General features: G+C 67.1%; 12 protein-coding genes. 6 read left to right on the top strand and 6 right to left on the bottom strand.

Going from position 1 to position 14,298, the window contains the following annotated elements:
- Window positions 1-84: 84 nt before the first annotated feature.
- Entirely contained in the window at window positions 85-450 is a 366-nt protein-coding gene (locus MTX35_RS00305; RefSeq protein ID WP_243593064.1) for a hypothetical protein, read from the top strand.
- On the opposite strand, the gene MTX35_RS00300 is transcribed toward MTX35_RS00305, so the two are convergent.
- The 4 genes from MTX35_RS00300 to MTX35_RS00285 all read right to left on the bottom strand — a co-directional run bounded on the left by MTX35_RS00300 (window position 425) and on the right by MTX35_RS00285 (window position 4,309).
- Entirely contained in the window at window positions 425-1,279 is an 855-nt protein-coding gene (locus tag MTX35_RS00300) for a heme ABC transporter ATP-binding protein (RefSeq protein WP_243593585.1), read from the bottom strand. The genes MTX35_RS00305 and MTX35_RS00300 overlap by 26 nt on opposite strands.
- Window positions 1,270-2,337 (bottom strand): iron ABC transporter permease, encoded by a 1,068-nt coding sequence (locus MTX35_RS00295; protein WP_243593063.1) that lies wholly within the window; start codon window positions 2,335-2,337, stop codon window positions 1,270-1,272. Before MTX35_RS00295 ends, MTX35_RS00300 begins: the two co-directional genes overlap by 10 nt.
- Complete coding sequence (locus tag MTX35_RS00290) at window positions 2,334-3,296, bottom strand: ABC transporter substrate-binding protein (RefSeq protein WP_279395548.1); 963 nt, start codon at window positions 3,294-3,296, stop codon at window positions 2,334-2,336. The genes MTX35_RS00295 and MTX35_RS00290 overlap by 4 nt, the downstream gene beginning before the upstream one ends.
- Before the next feature lie 80 nt (window positions 3,297-3,376).
- On the bottom strand, window positions 3,377-4,309 hold the full coding sequence (locus tag MTX35_RS00285) for an aldo/keto reductase (RefSeq protein ID WP_243593061.1): 933 nt from the start codon (window positions 4,307-4,309) through the stop codon (window positions 3,377-3,379).
- Between the two features lie 211 nt (window positions 4,310-4,520).
- On the opposite strand from MTX35_RS00285, the gene MTX35_RS00280 reads away from it, so the two are divergent.
- The 5 genes from MTX35_RS00280 (at window position 4,521) to mshC (ending at window position 8,885) form a co-directional block, all read left to right on the top strand.
- Window positions 4,521-5,351, top strand: coding sequence for an undecaprenyl-diphosphate phosphatase (locus MTX35_RS00280; RefSeq protein ID WP_374230224.1), 831 nt, complete (start codon window positions 4,521-4,523; stop codon window positions 5,349-5,351).
- A 25-nt stretch (window positions 5,352-5,376) separates the two neighbouring features.
- Window positions 5,377-6,084: a histidine phosphatase family protein gene (locus MTX35_RS00275; RefSeq protein WP_243593059.1), complete on the top strand. Its 708-nt coding sequence runs from the start codon at window positions 5,377-5,379 to the stop codon at window positions 6,082-6,084.
- A gap of 135 nt (window positions 6,085-6,219) precedes the next feature.
- Window positions 6,220-6,810: a DUF3090 domain-containing protein gene (locus tag MTX35_RS00270; RefSeq protein ID WP_243593058.1), complete on the top strand. Its 591-nt coding sequence runs from the start codon at window positions 6,220-6,222 to the stop codon at window positions 6,808-6,810.
- Window positions 6,811-6,845: 35 nt separating this feature from the next.
- Window positions 6,846-7,619, top strand: coding sequence for an SCO1664 family protein (locus MTX35_RS00265; RefSeq protein WP_243593584.1), 774 nt, complete (start codon window positions 6,846-6,848; stop codon window positions 7,617-7,619).
- A gap of 24 nt (window positions 7,620-7,643) precedes the next feature.
- A complete protein-coding gene (gene mshC, locus MTX35_RS00260; RefSeq protein ID WP_243593057.1) occupies window positions 7,644-8,885 on the top strand; it encodes a cysteine--1-D-myo-inosityl 2-amino-2-deoxy-alpha-D-glucopyranoside ligase in 1,242 nt (413 codons plus the stop codon).
- On the opposite strand, the gene MTX35_RS00255 is transcribed toward mshC, so the two are convergent.
- Complete coding sequence (locus MTX35_RS00255; RefSeq protein WP_243593056.1) at window positions 8,882-10,120, bottom strand: DUF2399 domain-containing protein; 1,239 nt, start codon at window positions 10,118-10,120, stop codon at window positions 8,882-8,884. The genes mshC and MTX35_RS00255 overlap by 4 nt on opposite strands.
- Window positions 10,110-14,294 carry a TIGR02680 family protein gene (locus tag MTX35_RS00250; protein WP_243593055.1) on the bottom strand — a complete coding sequence of 1,395 codons (4,185 nt, stop codon included), beginning with the start codon at window positions 14,292-14,294 and terminating at the stop codon, window positions 10,110-10,112. The genes MTX35_RS00255 and MTX35_RS00250 overlap by 11 nt, the downstream gene beginning before the upstream one ends.
- Window positions 14,295-14,298: the final 4 nt, after the last annotated feature.

Here is a 14,298-nt window from a genome sequence, read left to right as displayed (position 1 = left end):
GGCGAAATCGACCGCGCCGGATCTGTTGTCGTCCGGCCGCGTCCGAGGAAGCGGTAGCGTGATCGCCCGAGGTGAATGCACGACATGGGAGTGGACGTGGGATCCGAGGAAACACACTTCGTCGTCGAGGAAGTGAACGCGGGAACGCATGCGAACGGCTTCGGGCGGACCGATGACGGCCGTGCGTTCGCGTTTCGCGTGCACAGAAGCACCCTGTACGTGGAGATATACCGAGCCGATGTGCGGTCTCCCGTACCGGACCGGTCCGAGGTCGAGGCGGTCGCCGAGCATTCGGTCACCGAAGTCGATCTGACCGACGAACGCAGCATTGTCGGCGTGGTGCGTGATGCGGTCGCACACGCGCAGCAGCTGTCCGATGCGTCACAGCGAGACACCACGGCGGTGCGTGCCTTCTTCGGTCGGGTCAATTCCGTGCTGGAGGGTTTCTGACGCGGTGGGGAACCACCAGCTGTTCGCCCGTCTCGGGATGATCGAACACATCGACGGGGTGCCGGTAGACCCGGCCCAACCGCTCGGCGGTGAGCACCTCCCGCGGCGGACCGGCAGCAATCGATCGTCCCGAATCCAGGATCGCGACGCGGTCGGCGTACGCCGCTGCGAGTCCGAGATCGTGCAGCACGACGACCACGGCGCGGCCCTGTTCGGCGAGTGAGCGCACCACGGCCATCACCGACTCCTGATGTCCCACGTCGAGTGCGGCGGTGGGTTCGTCCAGCATGATCGTTGCGGTGTCCTGCGCTATGACGCGCGCCAACGCGACCCGGGCCTGCTCACCTCCCGAGAGTGACGCGAACGGTCGACGCGAGAACTCCGATACATCACAGGCGGACATGGCTGCGGCGACGCGGTCGTCGTCGTTGCGTGCCTCCGACGTGCCGACCCAGGGGGCTCGACCCATCCGGACGATCTGGCCGGCCGTGAACGCGAACCCGACGCTGTGTTGTTGAGGGAGCACAGCGCGGCGCCTGGCCAGGTCCACCGTGCGGATACGGGTCAGCGGCTCGTCGCCCAGCAGAACCGATCCGGCACTGGGCTCGGTATCTCCCGCCAGGACCGACAGCAGCGTCGATTTGCCCGCGCCGTTGGGGCCCACCAACGCCAGTATCTCGCCGGCCACCACGTCGAGGTGGATATCGGACAACACCGTCGCGTCCCCGCGCCGTGCGGAGACTCCGCGGGCAACGAGGGTGCTCGAACCCGGTTCGGGGGCGGCCGGGATGTCGCGGCGCGCGGCGCCGATGCGTCTCGTCACGCCCAGCCGCCCTGGCGAGCACGGGTACGGCGGAGCAGCCAGAAGAAGAACGGCGCACCTGCCAGCGAAGTCACCATGCCGAGCGGTAGGTCGACGTTCGCAACGAGGGTCCGCGTGACGAGATCGGCAGCGACCAGCACGACGCCCCCGGCGAGGGCGCTGGCCGGAATGAGGAGTCGATGGGCGGGACCGAGCACCATCCGCATGGCGTGCGGAACCACCAGACCCACGAACAGGATGATTCCGGTGAAGGCGACCCCGGACGCGACGAGCAGGGCGACGACGACGATGGCGAACTGCCTGAGTCGTTCCACGTTCACGCCCAGATGGCGTGCCACGTTCTCTCCGAGCGCAAGCAGGTCGAGTCTGCGGGCGATCGCCATGGAGGCACCGATTCCGAGCAGTGCGAGCGGGCCGACCACGGCCACCGACTGCCAGGTTGCGCCCGCGAGCGACCCCAGCTGCCAGAACACGATCTGATCGCGGGCGGCGGGACTGGCGACGAAGGTGAAGAACGCGATGATGCCGCCGGCGAAGGCATTGACCGCAACGCCCGTGAGGATGAGCGTCACCACTTCGGTGCGACCTGCGTTACGAGCGAGGAAATACACGGCGATCGTGGTGACCAGCCCGCCGACGAATGCAGCGAACGCCACACTCCAGACTCCGGCGAAGCTGCCACCGAGCACGATGACCGAGCTGGCTCCGACGGCGGCACCAGAGGAGACCCCGACGACACCCGGCTCGGCCAGTGGATTGGCGAACACCCCCTGGAGCAGCGCACCCGCGCAGCCCAGGCACGCGCCGACGACGACAGCCAGCGTCAGCCGCGGGAATCGGACCTGCCACAGCGTCACCTCACCGCTGGGATGGGCGGGCATCGGTCCGATGTCGAGTCCCACCCGATGCGTGAGGCTGCCCAGTACTTCCAGCGGAGTCGTCGGAACCTGCCCCACGACGGCCGAGATCAATGCCAGGCCCACCAGCGCCGCGCCCAGGGCTCCGAATGTGGCAAGAACCTTTCCTCGGCCCGTACGTGGTTCGGCGAGTGTCCGTTCCGTCATGACGCCGGGTCGTACACGGCCGTCGACAGCGCGCCCAACACCTTTCCCGTGTTCGGGCCGAAACTGAGGATGGTCCCGTCGTCCATGTCCACCACCCGGCGTTCTCGGCCTGCGGGGGTCTGGGCGATTCCGGGGATCTGCTCGAGACCCTCGATTCCGCCGATCGATTCGAGGCCCTTGGTCATCATCAGAATGACGTCGGGTGCTGCGGCGATCAAGGCTTCGCTGGTGACCGGCACGAATTGCTCGGTCAGACCCGATTCGACACCGGCATCCCTGGCACCGAGAGCCTCGATCAGTGCGTCAGCTCCCGAGCTTGGCCCGGCGAGCATCTTGATTGCCGGCCCGCGCATGTACAGAAACGCGATCTTCAGCGGTTCGGTGGAGCCTGGAGTGTCGTTCGACGCAGCCGAAATCTCGGTGTTCGTTCGTTCGGCGAGGGCGGCACCGGCGTCGGGCACCCCAAGGGCGGCTGCCACGGCCTCGATCTGGGTTGCGACGCCGGCCAGAGTCCGCGTGGGGTCGAAGTACACGACGGGAATGCCCGCGGCTCGGATCTGATCCTGCACAGCGCGTGGACCGATGCTGGTGTCGGTCAGCACGACGGTCGGCGACAGCGCCAGAATTCCCTCGGCGCTCAGGGAATGGCCGGTCGGGGTGACATCGGGCACGTCCTCGGCCGCAGGAAATGTGGCAGAGGTGTCCCGACCGACGAGGTTGTCGCCGAGGCCAAGCGCGAAGACGGTCTCGGCGAGCGTGCCGTACTGGTCGGCAGCGACGATGCGGGTGTTGTCCGTCACCGTCACGGCGACGCCGTCGAACCCGGTCACGGTGACGGGGAGTACCACCGCTGGATCGGCCGTGACGGGCTCCGGGTCCGGGTCGTCGACGACGGCGGTCCGTGGGCCGATGGAGCCCGGCAATTCTGCGGCGGGGGTGTTCGCCGAGCAGGCGACCAGAAGTCCGGCGACGAGGAGCACGGCGGCGAGACGGTTGACGGTCACAACGGAAGGTTAGCCTGTCCGATGTTGGCGGGTCTTCAGGCGCTGACGTCGTCCAGCGCCGATGCGATCGCGGGCGGCAGCTCGAGTTCCTCGGCCATCAATGCGCCCATCAGTTGCGCGAGGTCCCGCGCTCCCACGATGGCGCTGCTCACTCCGGGTCGGTCCCGCGCCCATGCGAGTGCAACCACCAGGGGAGAAGTGGCGAGCCCGTCGGCCGCGGTGACGGCCGCGTCGACGACGCCCACAGCGGAATCGGTCAGGTACGCGTGCACGGCCTCGGCGTGCAGTTCGTCGGCCCCACGGGAGTCAGCGGGTACGCCGTTGCGGTACTTGCCCGTCAGGACGCCGCCTGCCAGGGGTACCGCGGCGAGGATGCCGATGCCGTGGTGGTGCGCGGCCGGAACCAGCTCGTCCTCGATTCCGCGCGCGAGCAGCGAATACTCGGCCTGAGTGGCCACGATGTGTCCGGTACCGGCCGCGCCTGCCGCCGTCGCGAGTTGCCAGCCGAGGTATCCACGGGCACCGGTGTAGCGGACCCGTCCGCTGGTCACGGCGTAGTCGAGCGTCGCGGCGACCTCGTCGACCGGGGTCATCGGGTCCCAGGCCGCCACCTGCCAGAGGTCGAGGTAGTCGGTCCCGAGCTCGCGCAGAGTGGCATCGAGTTGGCCGAGCAGGCCGCGGCGGGAGCAGTCGACGTGATAGCGGCCGTAGCGAGAACTCAGTCCCGCTGCGCTGCTGATCACCAGTTCGTGCCGGGGGACGACGTCGTCGAGCAACTCGGCGAGCACACGTTGCGCGCGTCCGTCCCCGTACGCCGGAGACGTGTCGACGAGCGTGCCGCCGGCCTCGGCGAACGCCGACAACTGTGCTGCCGCGTCGTCACCGTCGGTTCCGCTACCCCATCCGAGGGTGCCGAGGCCGAGTCTGGAGACTCGGAGTCCGCTGGTACCGACCGATCTCTGCTTCATATGTGCCGAATGTCCCTTTACGTGTGATCGTCGCTGTCGAACTGCACTGCCGCCAGTGCACAGTAGTGCGCCGCGCCGCTCGGTGCGCAGGTGCCGCGCCGGGTACGGTCGTGCCCGTGAATCGCGAATTCAGGGGGCAGGCCGTCGGCCGCGCATCGGTAGTGAACAGTTCATCGACACCGATCTCGAAGGGTGACGCAGCATGATCGACATGACGTGGCTGCAGGCGATCATCCTCGGTGCAGTGCAGGGCTTGACCGAATTCCTACCGATCTCCTCGTCCGGGCACCTGCGCATCGTGTCCAGTGTGTTCTGGAACGAGGACGCCGGTGCCTCGTTCACTGCGGTGACCCAGCTCGGCACCGAAGCCGCTGTGCTGCTGTTCTTCTGGCGAGACATCGTCAGAATCGTCAAGGCGTGGTTCGTCGGCCTGAAGAAGAAGGAAGAACGCGGACTCGATTACCGCATGGGGTGGTACGTGATCATTGCCACCATCCCCATCGGCGTCCTAGGCCTGCTGTTCAAGGACCAGATCCGCACCGGTGCGCGAAACCTCTACCTCATCGCTTTCATGCTGATCGCGTTCGCCGTCGTCATCGCGATCGCGGAGAAGGTGGGTCGCAAAGAACGCCCGATCGAGAAGCTGACCACCCGGGACGGCATCGTCATGGGTCTGGCGCAGTGTCTCGCGCTGATCCCCGGAGTGTCCCGTTCCGGGGCGACGACCAGCGCAGGCCTGTTCCTCGGGCTCGAACGCGAGGCAGCGGTTCGCTTCTCGTTCCTGCTCGCTATCCCGGCGGTCACCGCCTCCGGCCTCTTCTCGCTGCCCGACGCCTTCGAGCCGGTCGGCTCGGGCCTGGCCGCATCGGGTCCGCAGCTGTTGGTGGCCACGATCATCGCCTTCGGGCTCGGCTACGCCTCGATCGCCTGGCTGCTGAAGTTCGTCGCGAACCACTCGCTGTACTGGTTCGTCGGATACCGCATCGTGCTGGGCGTCGTGGTGCTCGGTCTGCTGGCCGGTGGGGTCGTATCTGCAACGTAGGTTCGTCCTCATTAGGCTCGTTGCAATGACAGTCATCTTGCTTCGGCACGGCCGCTCGACGTCGAACACCGCGGGCACGCTCGCGGGGCGGAGCGCGGGAGTCGAGCTCGATGATCGTGGGCGTGAGCAGGCGCAGGCGGTGGCGGATCGCCTCGGCGAGCTTCCCGTGTCCGAGATCGTGCGCTCGCCGTTGCTGCGGTGCGAGCAGACGGTCGAGCCGTTGGCTGCCAAGCTGGGGCTCTCGCCGGTGGTCGAGGATCGGTTGGTGGAGGTCGACTACGGGCAGTGGACCGGCCGGACGATCAAGGAGCTGCTGGCCGAGCCGCTGTGGAAGGTCGTTCAGCAGCATCCGTCGGCTGCGGTTTTTCCGGAAGGCGAGGGCTTGGCGACGGTTCAGCAACGCGCGGTACAGGCCGTGCGCGAGCACGACGCCCGGTTGGCCGCGCACCACGGCCGCGACGTGTTGTGGGTGGCGTGCTCGCACGGTGACGTCATCAAGTCGGTGCTCTCGGATGCGATGGGTGCCCACCTCGATTCCTTCCAGCGCATCGTCGCCGACCCAGCATCGATCAGTGTCGTGCGCTACACCTCGACGCGGCCTTTCGTACTGCGGACCAACGACACCGGGTCCGATCTGAGTGCGTTCGTCCCGAAAGCCGAGGAGCCCAGCACGCCGGAATCGGGTAACGCGGACTCTTCCGACGCGGTCGTCGGTGGTGGGGCAGGCAGCTAGAGCGCCGATTCGGCGCCGACACCCCGATCGGTGGCAGGCTGGAGGGCAAGCAATACCGACCATGGTCGATCTGTGGTCGATAATGAAAGTTCCGGAAAGTGCTTCGCGGAGCTGTTCGAGTCGTTAGGAGGTGCAATGCCGCGCGCCATACACGTTTTTCGCACCCCTGATCGTTTCGTTGCCGGGACCGTTGGGGAACCGGGCGACCGAACGTTCTTCCTTCAGGCGGTGCACGACGCCCGAGTGGTGTCGGTCGCCTTGGAGAAGCAGCAGGTCCAGGTACTCGCCGACAGGATGGGGCTGCTCCTGGAAGAAGTGCACCGCCGCTTCGGAGCCGACGTTCCGGCCGAGGAGACCGACCAGGTCGACACCAGTCCGTTGCTGACTCCGATCGACACCGAGTTCCGCGTCGGGACGATGGGGCTCGGCTGGGATGCCGACGCCAACGCCGTCGTGGTGGAACTTCTCGCCGTCAGCGAGGTCGAGGTGGACGAATCCGTCGTTCTCGACGACACCGACGAGGGCCCGGATGCCGTCCGCGTGTTCCTCACTCCGGTACAGGCCCGCGAGTTCGCGGTGCGGTCCGAACGCGTCATCGCGGCGGGCCGTGCACCGTGCCCACTGTGTGGACAACCACTGGCGCCCGAGGGACACGTCTGCATCCGAACCAACGGCTACCGCCGCGGTGCGACGTTCGGACCGGTGACCGAGGCCGACGAATCTTGACCGTCGAACTGCCGCCGTTCGAGGGCCGCGAAACCATGGAGACCGGCGACCTGACCGTCGTCGGTCGTGTGGTGTCCGCCAGCAACGCCACATTGGTGTGCGAGGCGGGCGAGGGCGACTCGGCAGTGCGGTGCGTCTACAAACCCGTTCGTGGGGAGGTGCCGCTCTGGGATTTCCCGGACGGCACTCTCGCGGGCCGCGAAGTGGCGTCGTACGAGATCTCCGAGGCGCTCGGTTGGGGTGTCATTCCGCCGACGGTGCTGCGCGACGGGCCGTTCGGTCCCGGCATGGTGCAGAAGTGGATCGACACGCCGGAGGAGCGCGCCGAGGGACGCGTCGACCTCGTCGACATCTGCCGTCCCGATCTCGTGCCGGCGGGATGGATTCCGGTACTTCAGGCGTACGACGGCGAGGGCGAGGAAATCGCACTCATCCACGCCGACGATCCGCGGCTGCAGCGGATGGCGGTCCTCGACGTGATCCTCAACAATGCCGATCGCAAGGGTGGGCACGCACTCGAAGGCCTCGACGGCTACGTGTACGGAGTCGACCACGGAATCTGCCTGCACGCCGAGAACAAGTTGCGCACGGTGCTGTGGGGTTGGGCAGGCCAGGCTGTGGACGACGCACTGATGACGGACGTGGTCAGGTTCGTCGAGACGTTCGATGCAGTCACCGCACCACGTTTGGTCGACAAGATCACCCTGACCGAAACGGTCGCGGTGCTCGATCGGGCGCAGGAGCTCATCGCCCGCCCCGTCATGCCGGAGCCTCGCTCGAGCAGACCCATACCCTGGCCCGCCTTCTGATCGGGCTCGGATAGGCTCGGCTGCATGCATTCTTGGTCGAGCCCGGAGATTCCGACAATTCCAGGACAGGGTCCAGCGCTTCGATTGTTCGACACCGCAGACCGCCAGGTGCGCCCCGTGACCCCAGGTTCGACGGCTCGGATGTACGTCTGCGGAATCACCCCGTACGACGCCACCCACCTCGGGCACGCGGCGACGTACCTGACGTTCGACCTGATCTACCGGTTGTGGCTGGACGCGGGAACGGACGTGCACTACGTGCAGAACGTCACCGATGTCGACGATCCACTGTTCGAGCGCGCCGACCGCGACGGCGAGGACTGGCGCGATCTCGGAGCTCGTGAGATCGAACTCTTCCGCGCCGACATGGAAGCCTTGCGGGTGCTCCCTCCGCGCGACTACATCGGTGCCGTCGAGTCCGTCGACGAGGTCGTCGAACTGGTGGAGAAGCTGGTCGCGTCCGGTGCCGCGTACGTCGTCGACGACGACGAATACCCGGATGTGTACTTCCGCGCCGATGCGACCGAGCAGTTCGGCTACGAGTCCGGTTACGACCGCGCCACGATGGATACGTTCTTCGCCGAACGCGGGGGCGATCCCGATCGGGTCGGTAAGCGGGATCCACTCGATGCGTTGCTCTGGCGCGCGGTGCGGCCGGGCGAGCCGTCGTGGCCGTCGCCGTGGGGTCCGGGTCGGCCCGGGTGGCACATCGAATGCGCTGCCATCGCGCTCAACCGCATCGGTACCGCCTTCGACATCCAGGGCGGCGGAAGCGATCTCATCTTCCCGCACCACGAATTCTCGGCCGCGCACGCCGAGGCGGCGACCGGTGATCCGCGTTTCGCCCGGCACTACGTGCACACCGGAATGATCGGGCTCGACGGCGAGAAGATGTCCAAGAGCCGCGGCAATCTGGTGTTCGTCTCGAAACTCCGTGCCGAGAATGTGGATCCAGCAGCCGTACGACTCGGTCTGCTCGCCGGCCATTACCGGCAGGATCGGCCGTGGTCCGACGAGGTCCTCGAACGCGCGCACACCCGACTCGCGCTGTGGCGTCGGGCTGCTGCGCTCGACAGCGCAGCCTCGGCCGACGACGTGATCAACCGGTTGCGCCAACATCTTGCCGATGATCTGGACACCCCCAAGGCGCTCGACGCTCTGGACGCCTGGGCGAGCTTCGCAGTCGAGCGCGGCGGATCGGATGCGAGCGCACCCGGTGCCTTCGCCGATGCTGTCGACGCGCTGCTTGGAGTGCCGCTGCGTTAGGTCGAATCTCCGGTTCGCAGATCCGTCAACAGATCCGGGATCAGTCGTTCTTCCATGACTGCTCGGCCCGAATCGCGAAGGGCAGCAGTCAGTTCCGGATCCCACGGACTGTCGGTCGGATGCCCCTTCAGTGGTTCGGAGTTCCGTGCATCGAGTGCGCGCCGGTAGGAGTCGATGTCCATCCGCCAGGGCGACGCGTCGTACCGGTCCACTGCTCGTTTCACCATGTGCACTCCGGCCCAGTCGAAGTCGGCCCGCCATTCGATCGTGGTGCCGGGCGCGCGGGAGGCCAGCAGCCGGTGCACCGCTGCGGAGGGCTGGCCGTCGGTGCAGATCAGGCTCGCGCAGTTCGAGCCGAGGGTGCGGGCTGCGGCGGCGAGCACCGCCACGTTCTCGCAGACGAACACCGTGGACGAGGTGTTGCTGAGTGGACCGCGAGTGAGCATGTCCACGGTGACCGGGAAGGGGATGCCCTCGTCTGCTGCATCGTTCAGCCATCGAGCCACGGTGTGGGTCTCGTCGACGCGGTAGCCGAGCACCAACACTCGGCTGGACAGCGGATCGACGGACACGCCAGCGGTTTCCCACAGCGCTCTGATGCCGACCGGATCGACGGGGCGGGGTACGTTCTCGCGCAGCGACAACGCGTCGAGGACGAGTTTCGGGGCACCGCCGCCCGAAAGCGCCTTGGTGTCACCGCAGGCCAACTCCGCGAGTTCGGTGAGAGACATCCCGTCCACCGGAAGCAGCGCGAGAACCTGTGTCGCCACCGCGAGCGCTTCGACGGCGACGCGGCCCCCGAGGGTGCCGTCCTGATTGAGCAGCGACGCCATCCAGTGCTCGATCCACTCGCGATCGGTACCGCCGCCGAGAACCTCCCTGGCCCGGTCGAGCGCATCCGCGCGGACCTGAGCCTTGTCGGCTGCGATCCGCTTCTTGTCCTGCAGCGGGGCCTGCTGGGTGAGGGTGTCGATCAGTCCGAGCCCACCGTTGAGCGGATGGCTCAGCCACGCGTCGAACCGCTCGAGGTCGAGCCTGGTGCTGCGCGCCCGAGAATGCAGACTGGAGTTGGACCGAGAGATCGCGCTGCACAGACGCCATAACTCAGGGGCATCGCTCAAGTCGACGGTGATGTTGCCGCCGACGCGAAGCCAGTTCGACTCCAACTTCTTTCGAGCCGCATCCAGCAGCGCAGCCAATTCGACGCTGTCGCGCCACTCACTGTTACCGGTCAAACTCCAGCCCACCTTCGGTTCGGGTCGGCACCCGGCGCGTCAACGGCGACCCGAGCGCGGCCGCGAGGTCGGTACCGTCGTGTTCGGCGAACAGTTCGCCGTTCTCCCACACCAGAAGTGCTGCGCTGACGGTGTTCTCGGCTGTCGAATGTGCAAGGTCGTAGTGGGCGCAGCCGGGGACGTCCCCGTAGGTGATCCACAGGTCGTATCCGGTCATGAACAGATCGAGATCGAATTGCACACTCAGACCGAGCAATTCGCTGCGGCCGTTGTCGTCGACACCGGCAAAGGCCTCGTCCAGCGCGAGCAACCGAGGCGAATGTGGATCGGCGGACGAGAGCATCACGTGCGCCGCGGCGAACAGTGGCAGGTGCAGCGAGACCGACTGCTCACCGCCCGAGAGCGCACTGTGGCGTGCGACGGTGAGGCGATCCTCGTTGCCGTCGCCGCTGATGAGTGTGAAGGCGAACACGCGCCAGCGGCGGTAATCCAGTGTGGTGGAGAGGATCTCGGGATAGGACCGTTCCGGATGGGCCGCGCGAGCGATCCTGATCTCGGACGCGAAGTGGGCGCGCATCGCGGCCAGATCGTCCTGGTTCAACGCCGAGGCGTCGCGGTCGAGCAGCTTGGACACCGCACGGGCCCCGTCGTCGAGGTTGTCCGCGAGCACCCAGTGCACACCGATCGTGTTGCCCGAGGACATGCGGCGCTGCTTCATCTCGGCGGACATCTGCGCGATCAGCTCGCGTGCGTCGACGGTGCGTTCGTGAATCTGCTGCGCCAGACCGGTCAGCAGTGCATCTTCGAGAATCCGGCGCTCCTGCTCGGTCAGCAGCAACTCCTGATCGGCCCTCGCCGCACCGATTCGGTCGGCGAAGTCACCGACCGACGAATAGCCCTGCTCGTCCTGAACACGGACCACGGTCAAACCGTCGGGCGCATCCCACTGCAGCCGGTAGTCCTGACCCGAGGCGGCGAGTTGCGAGTCGAACTCCTGCAGCGCGCTCGTCAGCGCCGTCCGAGTCGACTTTCGGCTCGAGTCACTCACTTTGACCGACGCCGTCGCCGCATCGAGCGCCGAATGCAGCGCGCGCACCACCGGCGGAAGTACCGGAACCTCGTCGTCGGGACCGTCGGCCTGCTGGACGCGATACAAGATCTGTTCGACGCTCAGCCACGCCGAATCGCTGGCCGGCCACGCATACGCCTCGTGGACGCCGAGAATGGCCAGTAGATCCTTGCGAGCGTACGGCGCGAGCCGCCCGGCATCGTTCAGGGTTTCGGTGACGGCACCGCGCAGGCTTTCGAGCGCCGTGTTGCACGCTCCCTCGGCCTTCCCGATCGCTTCACCGGCTTCCTTGTCCGCTTTGCGGGCGGCTCGTTGCTCCGCGCGACACTTCTCGATGCGCTCGCGAGCGTTCTCGAGATCGGTGTCGATCTGTTCGGCAGTGGCACCGAGCTTGTCGGTCAGCAGCTCGAGTCGCTGCACCTGCTGCCGATAGCTTTCGTCCGCGATCGCGGCTTCCTCGGCAAGCTCCTCGGCCAGACCGCTCGCTTCGTCGAGCCGGTTGGCTGCCTCTCGGGCGCGTTCGGCCTCGCGGGTGTGATCGCTGCGCTTGCGGATCACCGCCGAACCCTGATGCTCGAAGTGCCGAATCGCCGCGGCGAGGGCATCGATGTCACGGCCGATGTGCGGGGTGCGATGAGCCACGGCGACGGTACGCAGCTGCTTCTCTTTCGCCGAGAGGTCTGCGATCGAGAGGTCGAACTCACGGTCCGCCGCTGCGGCCCCCTCCTTCGAGGTGCGCAGCGCCCCTGCGGCGGCTGTGACGGCGCGTTGCGCCTTGACGATGGCCGAGACCCGAGGAAGTTGCTTGGCGGCCGCGTTCAGTGCGTGCACCAACTCATGCGCAGTCCGCTCATCGGCCGTCGCGGTCTCGAGCGCGGCCGTTGCGGTGTCGATCGCCGTGCCGAGTTCGGCGATGCGTTGCTCTCGCCGACGCGCCCGCGCCGTCGCACCGATGTACTCCGCGTCGGTTTTGGTGTGGCGACCCTGCTGCACCCCCTGCCAGTACCGGCCGTCGACGCCTACCGAGACCGCACGGTCGGCGGCGGTGCTCGTATCAGGTTGCAGTGCAATCGAGTTCAGCAGTTCGAGGATCCGTGATTCGGGTACGGCGGTACCGGGCTCGGGCTCGAGCACCGATGCCAAGGTGGCGCCGGCCGGCCGGTCGGCCTTCGGTAGCGGTGAGAGATACTGCTCCGAGCTGGCGTCGACGGGGAAGTCCGCGACCGGGTGGAGCCAGCCGTCGAGAAGATTCGCCGCCTGCAGCGCGGATTCGATCCCGGCAGCGTCGGCGGAGGAGACCGAGTCGGCAAAGCGAACCAGTTGCCACAGCGGCGCTCCCGACAGGTCCGCACGAGAGTCGGTCCGCGCGGCGAACGGCGGCGGAGCGTCGTCGTGTTCGGCTCGCACCAGAGCCAGTTCGTCGTTCAGCGTGCTCAGCTCGGCCGTGCGGGTGGTCACGTCGACCCGCGCCTGAGCCTGCCGGGCGCGAATGGCGTCGACCCCGTCTGCGGTCTGTTCGGCGAGAACGGATTCCAGGCTCGGGGCGTCGTCGTCGCCGATACCTGCCAAGGCCGCGTCGAGGGCATCGAACGCGGCGGAGGTGATGCCCGCGGAGGAGTACAGCGCCGAATTGGTCGACCACCAGGCCCGCAGGCCCGACGCGAACTGCGCCTTCTCCACGTCCACGCTCGCCTCGGCCTCGGTGACCGCTGCCGACGCGGCCTCGAGCAGCTCGCGAGCCTTCGAGGCGGCCTTCTCCGCACGAGCGCGTTCCGTCGACGCCTTCTCGACGGTTCCCAGCGCCTCACGTACCGCCCGCACGTCGCCGTCACGCTCCTCGGCATGGCCGCGCAGAGCGGTGCTGATCTGATCGCTGCGGGCTGTGCCCGGCAGCGGTGTCCAGACGATGCCCGCGTCCTCGGCCGCAGTCTGCAGCTCTTCCTCTGCGCGGGTCACCCCGGCAACGGAGTCCCGGAGTGCGGAGTCGGCCCGAGCCGCCTCGGTGGTGCGCTGTTCCAGTTCTGCTTGCGCCTTACGTGCGCGGTCGGCCTGCTGGGCCGTCGAGACCTCCAACTTCGCCGCGGATTCGGCCAGGTCGTCGAGTTGCTGCTTGCCCTCGTAGGCGCTCGAGCGCTGCAAGGTCTCGCGGTCTGCGACGGCCTGATCCAGTGCGCGTTCCGCCTCGTCGAAACGGGTTTCTGCCGCGGCCCGTTCCAGCAGCCGCCGATCCTTCAGTGCGGCAGCGGCGAAGTGCGCGGTGGTCGCATGGGTCACCGCCTCGAGTCGGCGCGAGACCTGCTCGACATCCGAACGGGTTTGCACCCGAAGATATTTGGAGTACACCGAGACGAAGTTCTTGGCGGCGTGATCGGCCTGCGCCAGTCCTTCGAGCGCCCGGCCCACTTCTTCCATGTCGCTGAAGGAGCGCGCTGCCTCGAGAACGAGCTGCTCGTCCAACGGCCGCAGACCGTCGGTCAACGCCTGCGAGAGCCCCTTGGGGTCGAGGTTCTTGGCCAACTGCGGGCGGCGCAACGTCAGAATGAGGTTGATCAGCTGGTCGTAGCGCTGGGCACCGAGCCCGAACATACGGGCGTCGATCGCGGCGCGATAGTCGACCGGGCGATCGGTCAACGCGTCGGTACCCAGCTGTTCGCCGAGCTGCTTCTTCGTCAACGGCCGGTCGTCGGAACCCAACAACGAGAAGTCGACGCCCACTCGGCCGTCGGCCACGAAGTACCAGCGGGTCACCTTGTCGTTGTGGCGGCTCGCCCGCATTCCGATGCCGACCGTCACCGATTCGGGGTCTTCGCGTGAGCCGCGGCCGAACTCCATCCACACGTAGGAGTGCGCGCTTTCCTGCCCACGGTAGAGGAGGTTGGACTTCATCGTCCGCTCTTCTCCGGCAAAGGGATTGAGCCGGCGCGGTTCGATGCGGCCGTCGAGGACAAATGGAAACAACACCTCGAGCGCCTTGGTTTTGCCGGATCCGTTGGGACCACGCAGCACCAGGCGACCGTCGGCGAAGGAGAACTCCTGATCGCGGTAGTCCCACAGGTTGACGATCCCGGCTCGCGTCGGCCGAAAGCGTGTCGAGTGTGCGGTCATCTAC

This window comes from Rhodococcus sp. ARC_M12 (genome assembly GCF_022810385.1).
In the GTDB taxonomy this organism is placed as follows: domain Bacteria; phylum Actinomycetota; class Actinomycetes; order Mycobacteriales; family Mycobacteriaceae; genus Rhodococcoides; species Rhodococcoides navarretei.
This window is presented reverse-complemented; position numbering and strand designations above follow the sequence as displayed.

Coding starts and splice junctions, on each gene's coding strand:
- mshC (WP_243593057.1), top strand. CDS start 7,644: ATGCATTCTTGGTCGAGCCCGGAGATTCCGACAATTCCAGGACAGGGT.
- MTX35_RS00250 (WP_243593055.1), bottom strand. CDS start 14,294: ATGACCGCACACTCGACACGCTTTCGGCCGACGCGAGCCGGGATCGTC.
- MTX35_RS00275 (WP_243593059.1), top strand. CDS start 5,377: ATGACAGTCATCTTGCTTCGGCACGGCCGCTCGACGTCGAACACCGCG.
- MTX35_RS00280 (WP_374230224.1), top strand. CDS start 4,521: ATGACGTGGCTGCAGGCGATCATCCTCGGTGCAGTGCAGGGCTTGACC.
- MTX35_RS00295 (WP_243593063.1), bottom strand. CDS start 2,337: ATGACGGAACGGACACTCGCCGAACCACGTACGGGCCGAGGAAAGGTT.
- MTX35_RS00265 (WP_243593584.1), top strand. CDS start 6,846: ATGGAGACCGGCGACCTGACCGTCGTCGGTCGTGTGGTGTCCGCCAGC.
- MTX35_RS00285 (WP_243593061.1), bottom strand. CDS start 4,309: ATGAAGCAGAGATCGGTCGGTACCAGCGGACTCCGAGTCTCCAGACTC.
- MTX35_RS00305 (WP_243593064.1), top strand. CDS start 85: ATGGGAGTGGACGTGGGATCCGAGGAAACACACTTCGTCGTCGAGGAA.
- MTX35_RS00270 (WP_243593058.1), top strand. CDS start 6,220: ATGCCGCGCGCCATACACGTTTTTCGCACCCCTGATCGTTTCGTTGCC.